10 protein-coding genes are annotated in these 22,131 nt (G+C 59.8%); 4 read left to right on the top strand and 6 right to left on the bottom strand.

What is annotated here, in order from left to right; translation table 11 throughout:
- Nucleotides 1-13 precede the first annotated feature (13 nt).
- Both KQI84_03340 and fusA read right to left on the bottom strand, forming a co-directional pair.
- On the bottom strand, nt 14-2,920 hold the full coding sequence (locus KQI84_03340; GenBank protein ID MCB2153894.1) for a hypothetical protein: 2,907 nt from the start codon (nt 2,918-2,920) through the stop codon (nt 14-16).
- Nucleotides 2,921-3,126: 206 nt separating this feature from the next.
- The gene (gene fusA / locus KQI84_03335) at nt 3,127-5,232 is read right to left on the bottom strand and encodes an elongation factor G (GenBank protein MCB2153893.1); all 2,106 of its coding nucleotides are present in this window, start codon (nt 5,230-5,232) and stop codon (nt 3,127-3,129) included.
- A gap of 366 nt (nt 5,233-5,598) precedes the next feature.
- Here fusA and KQI84_03330 point away from each other — a divergent pair, with 366 nt between their 5' ends.
- A complete protein-coding gene (locus KQI84_03330; protein MCB2153892.1) occupies nt 5,599-6,912 on the top strand; it encodes a hypothetical protein in 1,314 nt (437 codons plus the stop codon).
- Here the strand turns inward: KQI84_03330 and KQI84_03325 are convergent.
- Together KQI84_03325 and htpG are read right to left on the bottom strand one after the other, a co-directional pair.
- Nucleotides 6,909-8,894, bottom strand: coding sequence for an FG-GAP repeat protein (locus KQI84_03325; GenBank protein ID MCB2153891.1), 1,986 nt, complete (start codon nt 8,892-8,894; stop codon nt 6,909-6,911). The two genes, KQI84_03330 and KQI84_03325, sit on opposite strands and share 4 nt — an antisense overlap.
- Before the next feature lie 37 nt (nt 8,895-8,931).
- The gene (gene htpG / locus KQI84_03320) at nt 8,932-10,791 is read right to left on the bottom strand and encodes a molecular chaperone HtpG (protein MCB2153890.1); all 1,860 of its coding nucleotides are present in this window, start codon (nt 10,789-10,791) and stop codon (nt 8,932-8,934) included.
- Between the two features lie 243 nt (nt 10,792-11,034).
- On the opposite strand from htpG, the gene KQI84_03315 reads away from it, so the two are divergent.
- Nucleotides 11,035-17,556 (top strand): right-handed parallel beta-helix repeat-containing protein, encoded by a 6,522-nt coding sequence (locus KQI84_03315; GenBank protein MCB2153889.1) that lies wholly within the window; start codon nt 11,035-11,037, stop codon nt 17,554-17,556.
- A gap of 62 nt (nt 17,557-17,618) precedes the next feature.
- Here the strand turns inward: KQI84_03315 and hisC are convergent, their stop codons facing one another.
- Together hisC and hisD are read right to left on the bottom strand one after the other, a co-directional pair.
- A complete protein-coding gene (gene hisC / locus KQI84_03310) occupies nt 17,619-18,731 on the bottom strand; it encodes a histidinol-phosphate transaminase (protein ID MCB2153888.1) in 1,113 nt (370 codons plus the stop codon).
- 79 nt (nt 18,732-18,810) lie between these two features.
- Nucleotides 18,811-20,103 (bottom strand): histidinol dehydrogenase, encoded by a 1,293-nt coding sequence (hisD, locus tag KQI84_03305; GenBank protein MCB2153887.1) that lies wholly within the window; start codon nt 20,101-20,103, stop codon nt 18,811-18,813.
- A gap of 338 nt (nt 20,104-20,441) precedes the next feature.
- On the opposite strand from hisD, the gene KQI84_03300 reads away from it, so the two are divergent.
- Together KQI84_03300 and KQI84_03295 are read left to right on the top strand one after the other, a co-directional pair.
- Entirely contained in the window at nt 20,442-21,038 is a 597-nt protein-coding gene (locus KQI84_03300) for a UvrB/UvrC motif-containing protein (GenBank protein MCB2153886.1), read from the top strand.
- Between the two features lie 5 nt (nt 21,039-21,043).
- Nucleotides 21,044-22,105, top strand: a complete 1,062-nt coding sequence (locus KQI84_03295; GenBank protein MCB2153885.1) for an ATP--guanido phosphotransferase — start codon at nt 21,044-21,046, stop codon at nt 22,103-22,105.
- Nucleotides 22,106-22,131 lie beyond the last annotated feature (26 nt).

Raw genomic sequence — 22,131 nt, 5'->3', positions numbered from 1 at the left:
TTCGTGCCATTTCCTATCGAAGGATCCATCCGTTCGGGATCGGCCCATCCTGACAGGGACTCAGTCCGACCACGATGTGGCGGTATTCCGCGCCATCGAGATCCCCATCTGAATCGAGACTGGCGGGCGCCTGGCCGAGCAGTGGCTCGCTGTCGTTTGTGCCAAACAGACCCAGCGCCGCGTAGGTTTCGGTCTCTCCAATCAGGGATAGACGGATTGCACCTTCCAGGATGGTGCCACTCCGAGCGTGCACGTAGAGGTTCGAGTCGTCGGTCAATCCCGTCTGGTTGCTGCTAAACCACGAACTATAATCATTGTTCGATTCGGCGGCCAGGAAGTAGTCCCACTTGCCGACTTGTCCGGCTTTGCCCCAGTTGGCGCTTTGCAGCGTCGACGGATCTGCAGACACGTACAGGAATCCGTCGACCGAAGTCACCTGGTCGGTTGCGATATAGAGCCAGCCCTCGGCAACGGCCAGGTAGAGACCGCCGGTGATCTCGCAAGCGGCGGCATCGATTGTTCCATCCATTACGAAAGGCTGATCCGGTCCTGGAGTGGGGGTGGGCGTCGGCGTGGGTTGCGTACTTCCCTCGACGGCAAAGTGCCAGTCGTTGCCGCCGTTGTTATCCCACACATTCGGCACGCAGTCGTTGAAGACGAAGTCGAGTTGGCTCGTGTCCGCATCGAGCGTAATCGTCGTGATCCAATCGTTGCCCGCGACATGCGTCATCGGCTCGTCCACGAGCGACTGCCAGTCGTTCTTGCCGCGATGGATGCAGACATCTGCCGCACCATCCAGCGATGTGCTCGACGCATCGTACGTGATTGTCAGTGTCTGTCCTGCCTGAGGCGGATTGGGATCGAGTGTCACGCGATCGGTTTCTTCTCCACCGCTCCCACTGCCATCGCCGATGTAGACGTGATAGATGTCCGTCTTCTTCACGTTACCGGCGGTGTCGGTGGCTTCCACGTAATAGTCGATCAATACATCGCGCAGATCTTTGACTTCCACGCTGTAGTGATCGGCGATGTAATCAGGCAGTTCGAAGAAGTCCAGGCTTGGGTTATTTGTCGGATCGTCTTTGGGGAATGTGCGCTGATTCATCGCCAGTGTCTGCCATTCGCCTCCTTCTGCGCCACCGGCGAACGTCTCGTTCTGCGACGAGTCCAGTGGATTCACTCCGTCCACATCGATGCGGTACTTCAAGTTCACACTCTGCATGCCGCTCACATCAGAGGCGAACGTCCAGATCACGAAGTCACCGTCATCGTAGTAGATCTGGTAGCCATGTGCGTTGCCGAAGTTCTGTCCACCCGGATTGTACGGCCAGCGCTGCAACGTCCAGACGCTCGGAGGCGTAAGATCGGCGGCGCGGCGCGCGTTGATGATCGCGTCAGCATGCTCGACTGCTTCGTTGCAGCCGATCGTCGCCTTCACTTCCATGTCGAGCGCAGCGCCGTAATACACGTTCCCTGAGTCCAGCGATCCCAGGAAGTAATGCCACGCGCGATCGACGTCGTGCGTCGATCCATCGGGATGCAGAATCTTCTGGAGATCCGGCGTATGCCCGCTCATCTGCTCCGCCGTCAGGACGCGATTCAACGCCGCCGTGAAAATCGCATAATCGCGCGGTTTCTCGTGCCAGCCGTTGATTGGATCGACCTTGTAGCTGGAATCCAGCAACGGGTAGTTCCAGTTAATGTACGTCGGCGAACCAAAATCACCGTCCGCGTTCACCCAGGCGCCGTCCTCGACGTGAATGACACTCGACGTTGGGGGCGTGAAATCTTCGAGATACTGTTCGATGGTCGAGACGGCAAACCCCTCTGAGGCGGCGTCGTTTGCGAAGTTCGGCACGGCTTCATTGTAGTAGCTGCTGCCGCCGCCCCAGGCGTTGTCACCATCGTGCGCCATTAGAACGAGAGATGGCTGCGCGGGATCATTGCGCGCCGTTAGATCCTTCATGAATTCCGCATCGTGCGCGGCGTAACCGTTGCGCCAACTCCAGACCTGATCCGCCGGAATGGAAATGACCGAGGACTCCGTCCCTGTTTCCGGATCGATGTACTTCACATAGGCAGGTTGGTAGGAAAGCGGGTTCGCGTTCACGGGGCTGCATCCGCGATCGATCTGATCGCGAGTGAATATCACGCCGTTCGGGTTGATCTGATCGGCGGGATTCGGCGGTTCGCAATTCACACCGCCGGTTCCCAGGATGAGCGGGAAATCCGGGCAGGCTCGCGCGATGTGTTCGCCGGACACGATCGACCACTCGATGCCAACTTCTTCCAGCACCGGAATGAGTCGCGTCGAGAACGCCATCTCGGTCGGGAAGAGCCCGCGAGAAAGCGCATCCGTTCCCCAGACTTCCTTCACTTTCTCGCGGTGGAGGAGAAGTTCCATGCGAACGGTTTCCGCGTCGTGCAGCGGCAGTAGCGCGTGATGGAATGAGAAGTTCACAAGGTCCATGCGGGGATGACCGTCGGTGGTGTTCCACTCGTTGGCTTCGTTGATCGCCGAACTCCAGTTCGTCTGATAGCCCAACTGCTGTGCGGCGCCGAGGCTGCCGACGTTCTCCGCCAGCGCTCCTGAGTAGCTCACAGATGCGCCTGAATCGGCATGGCCGCTGATTCCGGCCAGCGAATCTCGCATGCCCCACTGGTAGCCGATGCGGCGATCGTCTTTGCCGAAGATCTCGCGGAGGTTGTTCTCCGGGTGGGCGCGCCCGCCATCCGTTGCCTGGATCGAATCCCATGCGTATTCATAGCGATCTGTGCCCGACTCCAACTGGTCGTTCCAGTAGATCGGCTGGTGCATGTGCCAGTGCCACGTCGCGTGCGGATTAGTATTCTGAGCCGCCAGCGGAGCGGCGGCCCCCGCAAGCAATCCGAGGGTGAGCAAATGGGCGAAACGCTTCATGGGGATCCTCCCGAAGTCAGGCTACAACTCGGCCGGGAGTTTATGGCGTTGCCCCGCATCGGTCAAGGGAGGGTTTGCGGGGGAGAAGTGTGTCCCGGTTCTCGATTGTAACGCATTTATTGCCATTCGGGAATGCCCTGAAACAGAAAGACGGCGCGGACCGAAGTCCGCGCCGTCTTGTTTGTGTGTTGTTGATACTACAGGGATTAGCGGGTGCTGCGGGTGTTGGTGCCCTGGCGCTCGCCGATGATCTTCTCGGCCACGGCATCGGGCACTGGCTCGTAGTGGCTGAACTGCATCGTGAAGTTCGCGCGACCGGAGGAGATGTTACGCAGGTCCGTCGCGTAGCCAAACATCTCGGCCAGCGGAGCCAGGCACTTGATGTTGCCAAGGTGACCGCGCTGGGTGATCGTCTCGATCTTCGCGCGACGCTGGTTCAGGTTGCCAATGACGTCGCCCTGGTAGTCTGCCGGGGTAACGACCTCGAGTGCCATCATGGGCTCGAGCAGGATCGGGCCGGCCTTGCGGCAAGCATCCTTGAACGCCATCGATCCGGCGATCTTGAAGGCCATTTCCGAAGAGTCGACGTCGTGGTAGCTGCCGTCGAAGAGGGCGGCCTTGATATCGACCACCGGGTAGCCGGCGAGGACGCCGTTGTTCATCGCTTCGATCACACCCTGCTCGACGGCGGGGATGTATTCGCGGGGAACGCTGCCGCCGACGATCTCGTCCTTGAACGTGAAGCCGTAGCCCGGATCGTTCGGCTCGAGGCGCATATGCACGTCGGCGTATTGGCCGCGACCGCCCGACTGGCGAACAAACTTGGCCTGCGTCGTGGACTGGCGCGTAATCGTCTCGCGGTAGGCAACCTGCGGACGGCCGATGTTGGCTTCGACCTTGTATTCGCGGCGCAGACGATCGACGAGGATCTCCAGGTGAAGCTCGCCCATGCCGTGCAGGATCGTCTGGTTCGTTTCGTGATCGACGTTGACGCGGAACGTCGGGTCTTCATCGGCGAGGCGAGCCAGCGAAGTCGACATCTTGTCCATGTCGGCCTTCGTCTTCGGCTCGATCGCGATCGAGATCACCGGCTCGGGGAACGCCATCTTCTCCAGCTCGATCGGATTGTCCGGATCGCAGAGCGTGTCGCCCGTGCGGACGTCCTTCATGCCGACCAGCGCGACGATGTCGCCCGTGCGGGCCTCATCGACGCTCTCGCGGTTGATGGCGTGCATCAGGTAAATGCGTCCGATGCGCTCGTTACGGTCGGAGGACGCGTTATAAACGTAGGAACCAGCCTTCGCCACACCCGAGTACACGCGGATGTAGGTCAGCTTGTCGACGCCCTTCGGGTCGCGCATGACCTTGAACGCCAGGGCGCTGAACGCCTCTTCGTCGCTGGCCTTGCGGATCATGTCCTCGCTCGTTTCGACGTCGTGGCCCTTGACGGGCTTCACATCGACAGGGGCCGGAAGGTACTCGATCACCGAGTCCAGCAGCAATTGGACGCCCTTGTTCTTGAAGGCGGAGCCGCAAAGAACCGGGGTGATCTTACAACGCAGCGTCGCGTCGCGGATGCCCTTGTGGAGCTCTTCCTGCGTGAAGTCGGTTCCGCCAAGGAACTTCTCGGCGAAGATATCGTCGTAGTCGGCGATGGCCTCGAGCATCTTCTCGCGCCATTCCTCGGCCAGATCCTTAAGGTCGTCCGGAATCGGACCGTGGCTGAAGTTCGCGCCGGTCGCATCTTCCGAATCCCAAATACGAGCCTGCATGTCGACCAGGTCGATCAGCCCCTGGAACTTATCCTCGGCGCCGACCGGAATCTGGATCGGAACCGGATGGCAGGCGAGGCGCTCGCGCATCATCTCCACGCACTGGAAGAAGTCCGCGCCGATGCGGTCCATCTTGTTCACGAAAGCCAGGCGGGGTACTTCGTACTTATCGGCCTGGCGCCAGACCGTTTCGGACTGGGGCTCGACGCCCCCGACGGCGCAGAAGACGGCGACCGCGCCATCGAGCACGCGCACGGAACGCTCGACCTCGACCGTGAAGTCCACGTGACCCGGGGTGTCGATGATGTTGATCTCATGATCTTTCCAGTAGCAGCGCGTAGCGGCGGAGGTAATCGTGATGCCGCGCTCGCGCTCCTGCTCCATCCAGTCCATCTCGGCGGCGCCCTCGTGGACCTCGCCCATCTTATAGGACTTGCCGGTGTAGAACAGGATGCGTTCCGTGGTCGTGGTCTTCCCGGCATCGATGTGGGCCATGATGCCGATGTTGCGAATCTTGCTCAAATGCGTTCTCTTCGCCATCTTCTCTTCTATCCTTCAGGGTTTGGTTTCTGCGTTCTGGGGTCCGCCGGAGAGGCGCCGCCGGGCATAAAAAAGTGCCCCGGGCCAAGAAACGCGAGCGGAGCGAAATCTCGCTGCTGCCTGCGGAGCGCGTGCGTGGTATGGAACCTTCGGCCCCCCGTCAAGGCGGAATGTGGCGTTTCTGCCACAATTCGTCAGAAGTTGGGGACGGGCACACGCTTTCGGCGGGCAAGAGTGCCCCTTTCATGATTCGTGCCGGAATTCTCGGCACCGCCATTATGAATTCGTTAGCGACCCCCATTGCATTTCCGCTTTTCGCCCTCGAATCCCGGAACCATACTACAGGGAGTCTCGGAGGTCTCTGCCGTGGCCCAGCCGGATAGTGTCCTGGATCGCGAATACGCCCGATGGCTCGGGCGGGTGGAGTCCCGTGCGATTCTGCCCATGAAATGGGGCATCCTCCTCATTTCGGGGATTTACTGGCTCTGGCTCCACGACTGGGAACTTCCTTCCACGCTGGTCTTCTCGATCTTCTTCATCTACGGTGCCTCGACGGCGGCCCAGCACTACTTGTTCTGGCGCGATCGCATCTCCTCCCAGCAGGTCCGCCCAGTGGTCTACACATCGTACGTCGTGGACCTGGTGTTCATCACCGCCATGATCTGGCTCGATTCCCGGAATCAGACAATTGCGACAACAGCCGTGGGCCCGTCGCCCGTCAGCGACTACTACCTGCTTTACTTCCTGCTGATCCTGCGGGGGTTTGCCCTCTTCCGAACGCCCATGGAGAACCTCGTCATGGCCTCGCTGATCAGCCTGATCATCCTGGCATCGATGGCCTGGTACGGCGAAGGGCTCGGCAGCGGGGCCGCGAAGGCGATTCTGCTGCGGATTGCGCTGATCTGGGCCATCATGGTGCTCGCGACATTCATCATCGACATCGTGAACAAGCAGAAGGACGAGGTCATTCGCGTGCGCGAGCGCCTCGTGCGTTCCGAAGGCCTCGCCGCCCTGGGCGAACTGGCGGCCGGTGTGGCCCACGAGATCAACAACCCCATCGGGATCATCAAGACCTACGCCGAATACCTGAAAAAAGCCGTCCCCGAGGACGATCCGACGCACGACGATTTCTCGACCATCCACAAAGAAGCCGAGCGCTGCGAGACGATCGTCCGTCGCATGCTGGATTTTGCGAATCCGAACGTGAAGGGCATGGAGGAATTCGACGTCGGCGGAACCGTGCGCGAAGTCGTCGAGTTCGTCTTCCACAAGAAGGGCGCCGACAACTTCAAGGTGGAGACCGACATTCCGGACGGGCTGCCCCCGATCCTCGGCGATCCTCAGCAGGTCCGTCAGGCGATCTTGAACATCGTCATGAACGCGCGTCAGGTGCTGAAGGACAGTTCAAAACCCGAGATCGGCGTGCGTGTCCGCCAGATGCCGGGGCCACGCGCCCCGATCGAGATCTCTGTCCACGACAACGGCCCGGGCATCAGCCCCGAGGACGCCGAGCACGCCTTCGAGCCCTTCTTCACACGCCGAGACGGCGGCACGGGCCTCGGCCTCGCCATCACGCGCCGCATCATCGAAGCGCACGGCGGCTCCATCGACATCTGGCCCGCCGCAAACGGCGGAACCAGCGTCGCGATTACCTTCCCAATCGCTGGGGAATCGGACTAATTCGCCATCCAGCCCGACGGCGCCGCGGGCGTTGGTGTGGGCGTGGGGATCTCTGGGCCGCCAGGGACTGGGACCCAGACGGAGGTTTCGTTGCGCTGCATCGCTGAGCGAACCGCCGAAGGGGCCAGAGCCGCGGGATCGTAGGTGAACTCCGTCGCGGGGCCGTCTGTGGGCACGATCGTGCTCGAATCGTCGGACAGATCTTTCGCCAGCACCTCGTAGCGCACAACCGGCCCGAAGATGGGCTGTGAGGCGCTCCACATGACGAGCGAATTCGTCGTCTGCACATCCATCGGCGCGGCCGCTCGCCGTGCGAGTTCGTGCCCATCGAAGACGTGGTATTCGCTCGCGTCGCGGTACTGGTTATTGAAGCCGTCGCCCTGCATGCAGTTCGCCAGATAGTCCGTCACGCCATCCAGGTTCTGATCTCCCGCGCCAGCGGAGTAGGCGAACAGGTCCCCTGTGTCTGCGGCGAACAGGCGCGTCCACATCACGTCTCCGACACTTCCTGTCTCGAAGTCTGTCAGCAGACGCGCGTTTGGTCCTGTGCGCCACTGAGGACCGCCGAAGAGCACGTGCGTCAGCCCATTGAAGGCCTTCCCGCCCGCAGAGGCCTGCGGCGAAGCCCAGAACAGATCGTCCGCACCATCGCCGTTGATATCGAAGGCATCGATCGTGTCTGCACTGATGCCATTGCTCCAATGGCCTTCGATGCGAAGCGCCGCCGTCGTCGGGGCGTCCGCGAGATCCACGTCATCGAGCGCGCGAAGGCCTTGCCCCCCCCACAGCACCCAGCCGGCTCCTCGCGCGTTATCGTAGTTGAATGCACCGATCAGCAGATCCTCGATCTCGTCGCCATCGAAGTCACCGCTGGCGACCTCTTCGCCCATGAGCGTCGAGGCGTAGGGACCATAGATCGTGGAGAGTTTCAGTTCGGGCGGAAGCGATGCGAGATCCACTTCCGAAAACGACTTCAGTTCCGCGGCGTTCCAGAACACCGACACCTCGCCGGCGTTGATTCGCATGTTATCCGGGCCGTCGCCGCCGCCGCTCGCGCTGTAGCTGAGCCCATCGATGCTCGCGAGGCCGCTGCGGATCACGCCTGCCGCGACGGCAAGATCGATCTTCCCGTCTCCGTCCCAATCGCCGGCGTAATGCGTCGCTCCAAGCATGTCGGCAGCATCGCGTCCATGGATGATGGTAAGAGTCGCTGTCGTCTGCGGATCGCCGATATGTGTGACGACCTCTTGCGGCTCATCCATGCCCCAGGCAATCGCCACGCCGCCCGCGCGATCGCGGCTGTTGGCCGGCCCATCCGCCTGGTCCATGCTCATCACGATATCGAGCAAGCCATCGTCATCCAGATCCCAGACCTTCACCCAACCACCGAGACGATCGAGGATTTCGTGGCCGGTATAGAAGCGCACCGGCTGATTCGGCGGCAGGTCCGCCATGTCCAACTCGGTGACAGCGTTCCCCCATTCCGGGCGTCCGAAGAGGATCGCGACTTCGCCGGCGCCGCGCGTCGATGGATCGCCGACGTATGTGCCTTGCGTACCGCCGAGAACAAGGTCGTCGCATCCATCGCCATTCAAGTCCGCGACGATGAATTCGAGACCGAGCTGCGCGTAATCCCTCGCGCCCCACGCGACCAGGCGACGCCCGATATACGTAAACGTATCGATCTCGCCTTCGATTGTTCCATCGCCGAAGATAATCTCCAACTTGCCGCAGTTCGCGCGGAGAACATTGCCGCGACTATCGCGCATGCTGGAGTAAAACGGCGTGCTGGCCACGTCGGGAAACCCGTCGCCGTCGAAATCGCCGGACAGCACCGGCGCGCCCCGTCGCCCGCCATCGAGATCGTAGAAATAGACGCTTTGCACGCCGTCCGGCGGGTCGGCCAGATCGGTCGAAACACCCTGAGCCATAAGGGCGATCGGCGTCAGTAGGAGGAAGAGGAAAAGAAGGGGGCGATCCATGGCGTCTCCGAGAAGTCTTCCAGATCGCCCCCTTGAATCATGCACCGGCGGCTTTCGCCAGCAGTTTGTTGAGTCGCTCCACCATACTGCGTGGATCGGTCAGAAGCCCCGCCGCCAGCAGCGCGTTGTCGTACAACTGCTCGGCCAGGTCCTTCGCGAAGTCTTCGTTCTCCGTGCGCAGTGCGTTCAGTCGATGAACCAGCGCATGCCGCGGGTTGATTTCCAGGCTAAGGAACTGCGTGTTCAGTTCGCTGTCGCGGTTGATCGACATCATCATGCGCTGCATCGCGCTGCTCATGGGGCCTTGCGTCGTTGCCGCAGCCGGGCTGTCGACCAGGCGCTTGGAAGACTTCACTTCGTGCACGCGAGTCTCGCCAAGGGTGCTCTTCAGCCAACCGCACAATTCGCCTGCAGCTTCCGTGGAAAGCTCCTCGCCCTCAGACTTCGCTTCACCCGGCAGTTCCAGATCGCCGCGGTCGGCGGAAACGAGTTCCTTCTCCTCAAACGTGCCGAGGTTCGACATCACGAAGTCATCGATCGGCTCGTAGAGATAGAGAACTTCCAGATCGCGGGCCTTGAAGGCCTCGACATAGGGGCCGGCCTCGATCGCTTCGCGCGACGGTCCGTTGATGTAGTAGATCTGCTTCTGATCGTCGCCCATGCGGCTGAGATACTCGGCCAGCGACGTCATCTTGCCCTTTTCGGTCTTGGAGGACTCGAAGCGCAGGAGCTTTGCCAGGTCCTCGCGGTGCGCGAAGTCCTGCGCGGCGCCCTCCTTGATGAAGCCGCCGAACGTCGTGAAGAACTCCGCGTACTTCTCCTCGTCGGACTTCGCTTGCTCGGCCAGGAACTTAATGAAGCGCCCCGTGATTACGCGCGACAGCTTGCGAACCAGTGAGCTGTCCTGCAGCGTCTCGCGCGAGATGTTCAGCGGCAGATCTTCGCTATCGATCACGCCCTTCACGAAGCGCATCCATTCCGGCAGCAATTCTTCCGGCTGCTTCATGATCAGAACGCGGCGACAATGCAGATCCACGCCCGGCTTCGTGCGGCCGAATCCGAAACGTTCGAAGTTATCCTTCGGCACGAACAACAGAGCATTGATCGCCAGCGGGGCGTCCGCCGAGAAGTGCATGCGATAGCTCGGTTCATCGGTCGAGTTGCCGATGAACTTGTAGAATTCGTTGTATTCCTCGTCCTTCACGTCGTTCTTGTTCCGCAGCCAGATCGCCTGGATCGTGTTCACCTTCTCCGAATTCACCAGGATCGGGAAGGCAACGAAGTTGGAGAACTGGCGGACCACATCCTTGATGCGGAAGTCATCGGCGTACTCCTCACAGTCATCCTTCAACTCGACTGTGATGCGCGTGCCGCGCGGCAGGTCCTCGGCGGGGGAGATGGTGTACTCGCCGGCGCCATCGCTCTCCCAGCGCCAGCCGGGTGAGTCGGGATGATACGACTTGGTTTCGACTGTAACCTTCTTGGCCACCATGAAGGCGCTGTAGAAGCCCACGCCGAACTGCCCGATCAGGTTGACGTCCTGCTGGGCACTGTCGGCCAGGCGGGACAGGAAAGAGCGCGTTCCAGAGTGAGCGATGGTACCGAGATTCTCGGCCAACTGCTCTCGCGTCATGCCGTCGCCGGTGTCCGTAATGCGGAAGGTCTTAGCCTCCTTGTCGAGATCGATGTGGATCTCCAGCGGTGCCTTGTCGTATTGTAAGTCTTTATTTACCAATTGTTCATGGCGGAATCGCTCCAGCGCGTCGGCGGCGTTGGAGATGAGCTCGCGTACGAAGATCTCGCGGTGCGTGTACAGCGAATTGATGACGATATCCAGCAGGTGCTTGATCTCTGCCTGGAACTGATGGGTCTCGGGGGATTTTGTTTCCGTGGCCATGTTTCTGGTCTTCCTCCTGATGATTCCGGTGTTTTCCGTCGGTCGGAATTGCAAACGGGGGGCCACTTGGAATGATTGTCATCTTGACCTCCGCCCCCGGACATATACTATGTTAAGGATAAAGGAATCGTTGACCTAATCACGGCATGAGCCATCCAGGGGGAATTGACAGCCACTCAAATATCGCACCTTCTGGGACGAAGGAACCGGGGAACCAAACAGCCAAGCGGAGGGAGTGATCCCATGAGTCGTGTGTTTGCAGCGGCGCCGGATTCGTGTGCCGCAAACCAGGGGGGTACGTGTAAGAAGCAGGCGGGATGGGTTCTAGCGGCAGCAGTTCTTCTCTTCATTCTCGGAGTCTCCGGGCCGGCCGCGGCCCAGACTATCACCGAAGACACAATCTGGACATCGGCAGACAGTCCCGTTCACACCACGGGCATTACTGTTGCAGACGGCTTCACGCTGACCATCGAATCAGGCGTCGAGGTGCGTTTTGCCGACAATGGTCGCCTGCTTGTTCAGTCCGGCGGCGCCCTGGTCACCGCAGGCTCTGAGGCTGAACCGGTCATCTTTACGCATGATTCCGACACGCCGACATCCGGTGGATGGATCGGTATTGTCGTAGCGCAGAGTGGGACCCTCGAGCTTTCTCATGCGATTGTCGAGTACGGCGGAGCCTCCCACGATCCGTGGCAGGAATCGGGAATCATCTCGACGTCTTCACACGACACAACACTCGAGAATTGCGTCCTGCGCTACAGCTATCAAGACGGCATTGTCACGGTCGAGAACAACTCGGCGGACTTCCCGGCAATGATGGAACTCTCCAACGTCGAGATCAGCGACTGTCCGCGCTACGGAATCCAGTTCCAAGGTTTCAACCATCCCACCCAGTCAATCTTGAGTGAGGTGAACATCCACGACTCCGGCGATTCGGCGATCAGGTTCCCCGGATTTGACCGGAATCCTATCATCACGTCGCCGACATTTGCGAACAACGGATTCGATGGAATAGACGTTGTGGCCTCCAACAACGAGACGCGCGACTATACGATCGGTGGGAACACCACCTGGCGCGTCCCCTACATCCGAACGCCAAACGGAATCACCGGCCGCATCGAGGAAGGCGCACGCGTTCTGATCAATGGCCAGCTGTACAACTACGATCTCTTTATCGAAACAGGCGGGACGCTGGTTGTTGAGGGAACCGAGAACAACCCAGTTGTCTTCACGTCCGATGATGAGAATCTCACGCCGGGCAGCATGCGTGAATCCATGTTCCAACGCAGCAGCACCATCCGACTCTCTCACTGTCGATTCGAGTACGGCAATACCATCTACGTTGTGACGAGCGACTTCGAGGCGCGCAATGTCACCATCGATCACTCCGCTGGGCGAGGATTGTACTACTCGCCTGACACGCGTGAACCCTGGAGCCGGGCATTGATGATTGATCTGACGATCAACAACTGCGCCGCGGAACCCCTCATTCTTCCAAGCTACATGATTTGGACTCCGGTGTTGCAGGGGCTTTCGATGTCAGGCAACCTGCACGACTGGATAAGTCTCGAGGGTGTCAGCTACTTGAGCATGCCCACAGGAATCGACATCACAATCGAAGATCCCGGGTATCCATTCTACACAACCTACGGAATTTCACTCTACAGCGAAAACACCATTACATTCGGGCCAGGTCTTGAGGTCATTCTCCGGGGTGGAACCACGGTACATAACGGCCTTTTGAGGGCGATCGGCACGGCGGAAAACCCCGTGAAGTTCCTGGATTCCGAGTTCGATGCCGGCATCCCGTCGACGTTGAATGTGAACAACGGCGGGCGCGTCGAGTTCTCACACTGCATCGTCGAAGGATTCGTCTCGATTTCCGGTGGGCCGACATACGGATACAGCGCATTCGATGCAGATAATTGCATTTTCCGCAACACGACCGGGTCCTACGGCGTTCACGTTGACTCGGGTGCGCGCACCTCATTTGCGAACTGCGAATTCACGGGGCACGACTATTCCGCCCTGTCGCTGCAAGGGTATGTGGCCGACTTCGATGCCGTTGTTGAGAACTGTGTGTTCCACGACAACGGAGACGTGGGACTCGACCTGTATGGTCCCGCGCGCGCATACAATTGCGACTTCTATGACAATGCAGGAATCGGCATTCGAGCCTACGCATTTGTTGGAGACGAGTTCCCATCCGTGATCGAAGGGTGTCGTTTCTCCGGCAACGGCACCTACGCCGTGCAAAACGCATCGACCTACCAACCCACGCCGCTTCCCGCGCGCAATTGCTGGTGGGGCGATCCCAGCGGTCCCTATCATGCCTCGTTGAATCCGGACGGCCTGGGCGATCCAGTGAGCAACAATGTGGCATTTGTCCCGTGGGCGACTTCGCCCGATGAAGCCGGCTCATCCGAAGTCCAGCCATTCGGATTGGACTCACCAACGAGCGCCACAACCGCAGGAACGGACTACTATGTTCTGACCCTGCAAAGCGGCGACGTCGAGAATCTGCTGATTCGCCTGACTCCGAACTCGGGCGATGGAACGTGGATTCTGACGGAACGCGATGGCGAACAACCAACGCCGGCCTTCTATGATCGGCGGGGACACGAACGCGACGGCGGCTGGAACATTGTTATTCCCTCACCGCCGACCGGCATTTACTACATCGCCGTGGAATACAACAGCCCCAGCGGCTCAGGCAGCTATCAGCTTCAGGCAACCGATGAGCGGTACTACCTGGAAAGCGTTGAAACCGAAGCCGCCGGTAATGCAGGGGAATTCACGCAGGAACTGACCGGCGCAGGGTTCACATCCGGCATGTCGGTCGAGCTGCGCGATGGCAGTCGCGCTGTTCTCGGAACATTCACACCGAGTTCCTACACAGCGACCAAGCTCGTTGTTCCGATGGATTTGACCGGCTTGCCGGTTGGGACGGCGGATGTCGTCGCGGTATGGCCCGACGCGACAGAGCGTATTCTGTCTGCCGCATTTGAAATCACCCAAGGTCTCGGCGCGGAGTTCTCGGCAAGCTTCCAGCATCAGACGTGGAGCTTCCGTGCAGGCCGTCCGCAGATTGCATCGCTCACCTATCAGAACACCGGCGATGCAGACGCCGACGCTCGAATTCTGGTTATTTCCGCCACGGTGGATGATGCAACGCTTCGGACATCTCTCCTTGAAGAAGCCGGAACGGACAACCTTCAGATTCTCTCAATCGGACCTAGCAATAATGCCGGTTCGATGCCTCCCGAGTTCCGCAAGACGATCGACGTGTACTTCCAGCGCCAATTGAATGAATCCTTCCAACTCGTCCTGGAGCAGAAGCTCGCGGACAGTTCCGTGATCGATTGGGACTCGCAGAAGGACACGCTGCGCCCTGAAGTGATCGACACTGCAACTTGGGATGCAGCATGGCCGACGCTTAAATCCCGCCTCGGTGCCACCACGGCGGACCACATCGATATGTTGAAGGATGCTGCCCAACGCATCAGCAATCGCGGCACGGCGTCTCCGGATCCGGCCTACTCGGTCAGTCACCTGATTGACCTGGAGGCACGCCTGGCCGCCGGCGCACCAGCCGCTGCGATCAGTGGCCGATTGCTGCTGCTGCCCTATGGAAGGCCCCAGCCTTCGGCCGCCGTGAAGCTCTACGACATCGCCGATCCTGACAGCGCGCCTCTGGTCGCGCGTTCGAATAGCAACGGCGAGTTCTGTTTCAGCAATCTGCCCGACGGTGACTACGACCTGTACGTGAACGGGTACTTCCTCGATTCACCCGTGATGTTGACTATCTCCGGTCAGATCGATGTGCAGGCCGGCGACATTCCGATCTACGACACCGATCCAACGATCCAGGGACCGGATAACGTGCTGCTTGGCCGCTCTCCATCGCTCACCTCGGGCGGTTCCGGCAAGGCGATGCTCGTGTGGGATAACGGCGGCGAACTCTATTCGCTGGCGTGGCAGAATTCGACGTGGCAAGGTTCGGCGGCTCTCGCCGACACCGTTGGATCTGCCCCTCACGTTGTCTACGATGCGAACCTCTTCGGGGCTGGTCAGGATGGTATGCTGGCCGTTTGGGAAGAGATGGACGCGAACGGTGTGAACACGCTTGTCTGGTCCGCCGGTGACTGGGATGGGACCGCGTTCCAGTGGACTGTCCCGCAGGCCCTGACCAGCGACGCCAACGACGATCTGGCGCCGCGTTTGACGTTGGCTCCCGACGGAACCTGGCGCGTGATTTGGATGCAGCGCGCCAACGGCACGGCCGACGACACGGATCTCTACATGGCGGCCGTCGATCCTTCCTCGGCGGGGGATTGGTACACGCCGCCGATCATTCTTGAGAATCCCGCCCGCGATACGTGCGACAGCTTGAACTTCGCGACGAAGATCGAGATTCCGCAGCGCCTGCAGGAAGTCTTCGGCAAGAGCTACGCCGCCGAAGTTGGCTTCGAACTGTGTGAAGGGCCGAAGACCTGTGGCGAGTACAAGAAGAGTGGTGGCGCGAACATCGCCATCGAGTTGGGCGATTCGCTGAAGGCCAACGGCAGTGGCACCATCGAGGCCTCCTACCGCCTCTCCTGCAAGCCTTGTCGCTACATGCCATGGACGATGAAGATGACAGCCACGGGCGGTCTGGAGACGGAGTTCGCTCGTCCGTTGCCGATTATTGTCGGCGGTGTTCCCGTTGGGAAGGCGACCTTCTCCATCCCGGTCGCCGTCCAAATGAAGGGCGCGCTGTACTGGAATCACGAGTTCACAGGGCTGCCCGACACGGGATACATCGGAATCGACTGCATCGCCGGCGGACGCGTTGTTATCGAGGATAACCTCGGCGTCGGCAAGGGCCAGGGCGATCTGAACATCACCGGCTCGTATCAGTGGAATCCGAACGAAGGCTTCAAGGTCGACGGCGCATGCGTTACGCTATCCGGCGAAGCTGCGATCTTCGGCGGATTCGCGAAGCGCAAGATCAGCAAGCAATGGGGCGATGCCTGTCGCCGCGGTCTTCCAGATTTCCGCGAAGACCGTTGGGTGACCGATAAGGTGATGCACTACTCGCGCACGTATATCGATGGCGATCTTGTTGTAACTGAATCGCTCGAGACAGTTGCCGAGCCTCTGACGGGAACGGGTGGCACGTACGAAGGCACACCTGTGCTGAGTACGATCGCCTCCGATCTGTACGACGACGGTCAGCCTTCAGCGCTGCGCAATGGCACCGCAGGTGAATCGCTCATGATCTGGACCAAGGACGTTGGCGACTACGCGAACGGCCTCGGCAACCAGGTTGTGTTCTCCGTCGATGACGGAACCGGCTGGTCGGCACCGTCGCCGATCCAGACGGAGCGACAATTCAATCGCGATCCGCAGATGATCTTCGATGCGAGCGGCAATCTCTTCGCCGTCTGGTCGCAGGCCTCGGCTACTGGGCTCGATTCCAACTCGCCAATTGCAACTGTCGATGCAACTGCTCAGCAGTCCCACATCGTGTTCTCGCGCCGAATTGCCGATGTCTGGTCGACGCCGATCGCGATCGATACGCTGCCGGGACGCAACGAACAGCCCGCTATTCTCCGCATTGGATCGAAGATCTTCGCGGTCTGGGTGCAGGTTGTTTCCGACACGCAGTCGAACATCGTTTCGTCGACATGGACTGGAAGCTTCTGGAGTACCCCAACTGTCGTCAGCACGTCTGCCTGGTGCGACGGGCCGACGATGGCCGCGGTGGACACGATGGCGCTGTTGGTTTGGTCCGAGGATGAGGACGGCGATCTCGATACACCGGCCGACACGCGGCTTCGTTACGCAACGACCGGAAGTGGAACCTGGGCAGGTGTTTCTTACATCCCGGCTACACTCACCTCTGAGGTTTCCAACACGACGACCGCGAAGGTTCTCACTCGCGCTGACATCGCACGCGTTGAGCGCGCTATTCCGCGGCCGGACGATGTATGCTGCGGCGATTCCTGTAAGCCGACCTACAAGAAGCCGCGTCCGCGCAAACCGCCCGAGCCGCGCGACGAAGTTGATCGCACGCGCATGAATGAAATCCAACCTACCGATCCCAACGAGAAGCAGGCGCCGCTTGGCTGGGGCGTTTACCACATCGTCGAACGAGATGACGAGCTGGTCTACACGATCCTGTTTGAGAACAAGCCCGAAGCGACGGCGCCCGCACAGGAAGTGTTCATCACCGACGACTTGGCTGCCGATATCGATTGGACCACGTTCCGTGTTCAGGAACTGGGATGGGGAGATCAGCAAATGAGCTTCCCCGAACGTCCGGCTGCAATAAACGAGTACGTCAGTATCGCCGACTACCGTGCGGACGTTGGGGCGGAGTGGCTTGTCAACATTCGCGGCAGCGTCGACGATACGTCCGGTCGCGTTGACTTCACGTTCCGCACGCTCGATCCGGAAACGGAGGAACTGCCGCTGGATACGTTGGCAGGCTTCCTGCCTCCGAATGACGAAACGCACCGCGGCGAGGGCTACATCGTCTTCTCCGTGAAGCCCAAGGACACGACGGCGACGGATCTTTCCGTCACGATCCGCAACATTGCCACGATCATCTTCGATCTGGAAGACCCGATCGTGACGAACGAAGTCGGCAATGCCATCGGTGATATTCCTGCGCTATGGAGCGAGGTCCTCTCCGATGTGCTGGCAATCGATGACGGCAACGAACCTACCGATATTAACGGCGATGGAGCAATTGATGTCGGAGACATGATGGGTCGTTAGGCTCAACCCGACCGCATGAAACGAATCGGCCCCTCTTCTTTGTGAAGAGGGGCCGCAGTTTCTTACAGCGTCTGCTCGACAGGTTGTGCGTCGGGTTGAGTGGGTGGATCCGGCAATCCCACAATGGGTCCGCGCAGCAATTCGATCAATGCCGTCACTTCGGCCAGCGTCCCAACTGTGATGCGCATTCCGTCGCGCAACTCTGGGGTGTCGAAGTAGCGAACGAGGATACGGTTATTGCGGAGTTCTTTGAAGAGCGCCGGCGCATCGCCACCGCGCGCGAAGACGAAATTGCCTGAGCTGGCAGGCACCGAGAAACCAAGATCGTGCAATTCGGAAGTCAGCTTCGCGCGCGTCGAGCGAATGCGGCCGATAATCTGCTCCGTGTATTCTACATCGTTCCACGCGGCCAGACCCGCCGCCAGGCCTGCGGCACTGACGTTGTAAGAATCCTTGATGCGGAACAGCACATCCATAACGCCCGGAGATCCGGCTCCTAACCCGACGCGAAGCCCGGCGAGACTATGGCTCTTGGAGAAGGAGCGAGTGACGAGGATGTTCGCCAGTTCTTCGTGAAGCAGCGGAACCGACGACTCGCCCCCGTACGCGATGTAGGCTTCATCCACGACGATCAATGTCTGGGGGAGCTGCTCGGCCACGCGGCGGATGATCTCGACGGAGACCTCCAGACCGACTGGCGGATTCGGATTCGTGATGAACAGCACCTTCAAATCTTTCGGTGCATTCAATAGTGCTTCTTCCTGCGTGCGTCCACCGACGTTCCAGCCGAGGCGAACCTCTTCCGCTCCAGCCTTTGCGACAAACACCGGGTATAGCGAATATGTCGGCCACAAATAGCCGACGCGCTCGCCTGGCTCAACGTACGCCTCAACTGCCAGGCGCAGGATCTCGTCGGAGCCATTCGTGATCAGAATCTGCTCCGGTCTGATCGTCAAATCGCGTGCGATCGCTTCGCGCAGCGCATCCGCCATTGGCGGCGGATACTTGCGTGCGGCGTTCGGATCCAGATTCGCGAGCGCTTCCATCACCGCGGGCGAAGGCGGATAGGGGTTCTCATTCGTGTTCAATTTGATCAGATCGGCCGTCTTGGGCTGCTCTCCGGGCGTGTAGCCCGTCATCGCGGCGACGCTGGCTCTCGGAATGGGACCGGTCATCTCAGTCTTCCGTCTTTCTTTGATGGGGCATTCTTGTGTCTCGCCTGAAGTGATACAAGGACGAACTTGTCTTCCCGCGTCACTGCTTCTTCAGCCGCTTCCGGATGGAGAGGGCGTGCGCTTCCAGCCCTTCAGAGTCGGCGAATCGTGCGGCGGCTGGGCCCACAGTTTTGAGCGCCTTCGGCGGGCACTCGATCATCTGGGTCATCTTGAGGAAATCCTGGACAGAGAGCGGTGAGAAGAATCGCGCGGTTCCGCCCGTCGGCAGTACGTGATTTGGCCCGGCAATGTAGTCGCCGATGGCTTCGACGCTATGGCTGCCGATGAAGATCGAGCCCGCATTGCGCAGTCGCTTCGCAACCGATCGTGCTCCGCGCGTGAGAATCTCAAGGTGCTCTGGAGCCTTCTCTTCCGCGAGCGCAATCGCTTCGTCCAGGGTCTTTACCTCGATCACGACGCCATGGTCTCGCAGCGACTTTTCCAGGATCGTGCGGCGCTTGGCTGGCTCGACCTGGCAGCGAACTTCTTCGGCCAGTGCCTTCCCATCCTTGCGACCAATGAGGATCGCGACTGACTGCGCATCGGGATCGTGTTCCGCCTGAGCCAACATGTCCGCCGCGATCCACTCAAGGCGCGCCGAATCGTCGGCAAGGATGAGCACCTCGCTCGGTCCGGCAACCATATCGATTCGGATCGTGCCGTAAAGCAGGCGCTTGGCTTCGGCGACGAACCGATTGCCAGGGCCGACTACCATGTCCACGCGCGGGATTGATTTCGTTCCGTACGCCAACGCTGCCACGGCCTGCGCGCCCCCGATCTGGTAAACTTCATCCACGCCAGCCAGGTGAAGGGCCGCCAGCGTGGCCGTGGAGTCGAAATCCTTTCGCGGTGGGGGAGTGACGGCGACAAGGTGCTCGACGCCCGCGACGCGTGCCGGGATGGCGTTCATCAGCACGGTGCTCGGGTAAGCTGCCGCTCCACCTGGAACGTACAGGCCGGCGCTTGCCAGAGGCATCCACCGTTGACCAAGCCGGAACCCGGCTTCGTCCGTGAATTCCCACGACTCCCGCAACTGACGGGAGTGAAACTCGCGGATCCGCTCGGCGGCCAACTCCATTGCCTCGCGCAGATCGGGGGCGAGCGCGTCCCACGCCTGTTTCAGTTTCTTTGCCGGCAGGCGCAACTGGCGGGGGCTGAGCCGAACGCCGTCAAACTTCTCCGTGGCTTCCAGGAGGGCCTTATCGCCGCGGGTGCGAACATCGGCAATCAGCGCTTCCACCGTCCGGTGCGTCGCCGCGTCCTCCGTCGGCGCATGCGTCAGGCGCTCACGGATGGCGGTTTTGTCCTTGGGAAAGCGATAAACGGGAATCACGGCAGCCTCGATAAACGAATTCGCCCGGCGTTGGGGGCGCGGGACTTATGTCCCTGGAACGGCCCCCTCGGCAACCGCAATTGATGTCATCTGCCCAGGAGACATCGACTGGCCGGAGGCTTGGGTGGGATTCATAACGAAAGGGCCTTGTGGGCATGGCACTCATCTGGCATAGATACACCTTGAAGAGGGCCGGAAAGGCCGGAAATAGGCTCGGAATCTGACCTTGACCCAATTTCGGCCCGAGTGGTCTCGTTTCTTCAATCGGGCCGTTCGCAATGCCGCTTCGGCGAGGTTCTGGCGGCAAGTCGAGCATTCTCCCTCGCAAGGTGAGACAGATGAAGTGTGAACGCTGCGGAAAGGATGAAGCGCACATCAAATTGACCCGGATCGAAAACGGTCAGGTGTTCCAAATCCACTTGTGTCAATCGTGTGCTGCCGAGGCCAGTCCGTATCAGAAAAAGATCCTCCAGAAGCAGGCCAGCATCGATTTGCTGCTGCAGGAGCTTCTGAAGAGCCAGAAGGTGAAGATTGCCGGCAACGCCGTCGAAGGCGAGGAAGCCGCACGCGTTGACGTCGGTCCATGCCCATCTTGCGGCCTGGAGTATTCGACTTACCGGACCACGTTCATGCTCGGTTGTCCGGATTGCTACGATACGTTTGCGGACGAACTCGAAGAGGATCTGCGCAAGATCCACCGCGCCACACGTCACGTCGGCGACGGACCAAGCCCGGATGCCGAACTGGTGGATATTCAGCGTCGCTTAGAAGAAATGCGTGACGAATTGCACGACGCGATCGAATACGAAGACTTCGAGCGGGCCGCTTTCCTGCGCGACGAGATCGCGAAGTTGGAAAATCAGCCTGTCAGCGAAAAGACGGACGAGTCCAGTGAGTCGGATGAGGATTCCGAATCCTCCTCCCCGAAGGAATAGCCGAAGTGGACTATCACGTGTTCTCTGCAACGGATCGATGGCTGGATGACGAGTCACCCATGAGCAACATGGCCGTGACCAGTCGCGCCCGTTTTGCCCGAAATCTGACGGGCTTTCCGTTTGTGCCTCACGCTCGCAAAGATGTTCTGGAGCGCATCGATCAGTTCATCGAGAAGGCGATCCGGAGTTCTGAGGCCTTGAAGGATTTTGAGCGCATCGAACTGAAGACGCTCAGTGCCACAGATCGTAGCTTCCTGAAGGAAAGCCGACTGATCAGCAAAGAAATGGAAAGCGGCAGCGACTTCCTGACCGTTTACATGGCGCCGGATGCAATGGCTTCGATTCTGGTGAACGAAGAGGACCATCTGCGCATTCAAGTTCTGGAGCCAGGCCTGCAGATGGAGAAAGCCATCCAACGTCTGCAAAACCTGGACGACGCGTTGGGCGATGTGCTCGCTTTCGCGTATTCGGATCGATTTGGATACCTGACTGCATGCCCGTCAAACGTGGGTACGGGGCTGCGTGCCTCGGCGATGATGCACTTGCCCGGACTAACAATGCTCCGCGAGATCGAGTCTAGTCTGCAAGGAATCGCACACTATGGACTGACGACACGCGGATTCCACGGAGAGAACACCGACTTTACAGGGGATTTCTATCAGATTTCCAACGAGGTGACGTTGGGCAAAACTCCGGAACAAATTATCGATGTCTTGAATGGCGTCATTGAACGCATCATGGATCGCGAAGAAGAGGCACGTATCAACCTCTTCAAGAACCACTCGACAGTTGCGAACGACAGTATCTGGAGAAGTTATGCCTTGCTGTCGTATGCTCGCAGGATCGATTCCCAGGAGGCAATGCGGCTGCTCAGCCGCTTGCGGTTGGGCATCGAGCAAGGTTACTTCCCATCGTTGTCACATCACGAGTTGAACCGTCTCGTGATGGATGTGCAGCCGGCTCATCTGGAGCGACAGAAGGATGGATGGGGAGCGACAACGTCTCGCGATGAAGCGCGTGCAAACCTGTTGCGCGAGCGAATTCGCAGCGCCGTAGAGAAGAACTGAACGAAGAAATCTGGGGAACCAGCCTG

This window comes from bacterium (genome assembly GCA_020444065.1).
Taxonomy (GTDB): domain Bacteria; phylum Sumerlaeota; class Sumerlaeia; order SLMS01; family JAHLLQ01; genus JAHLLQ01.
This window is presented reverse-complemented; position numbering and strand designations above follow the sequence as displayed.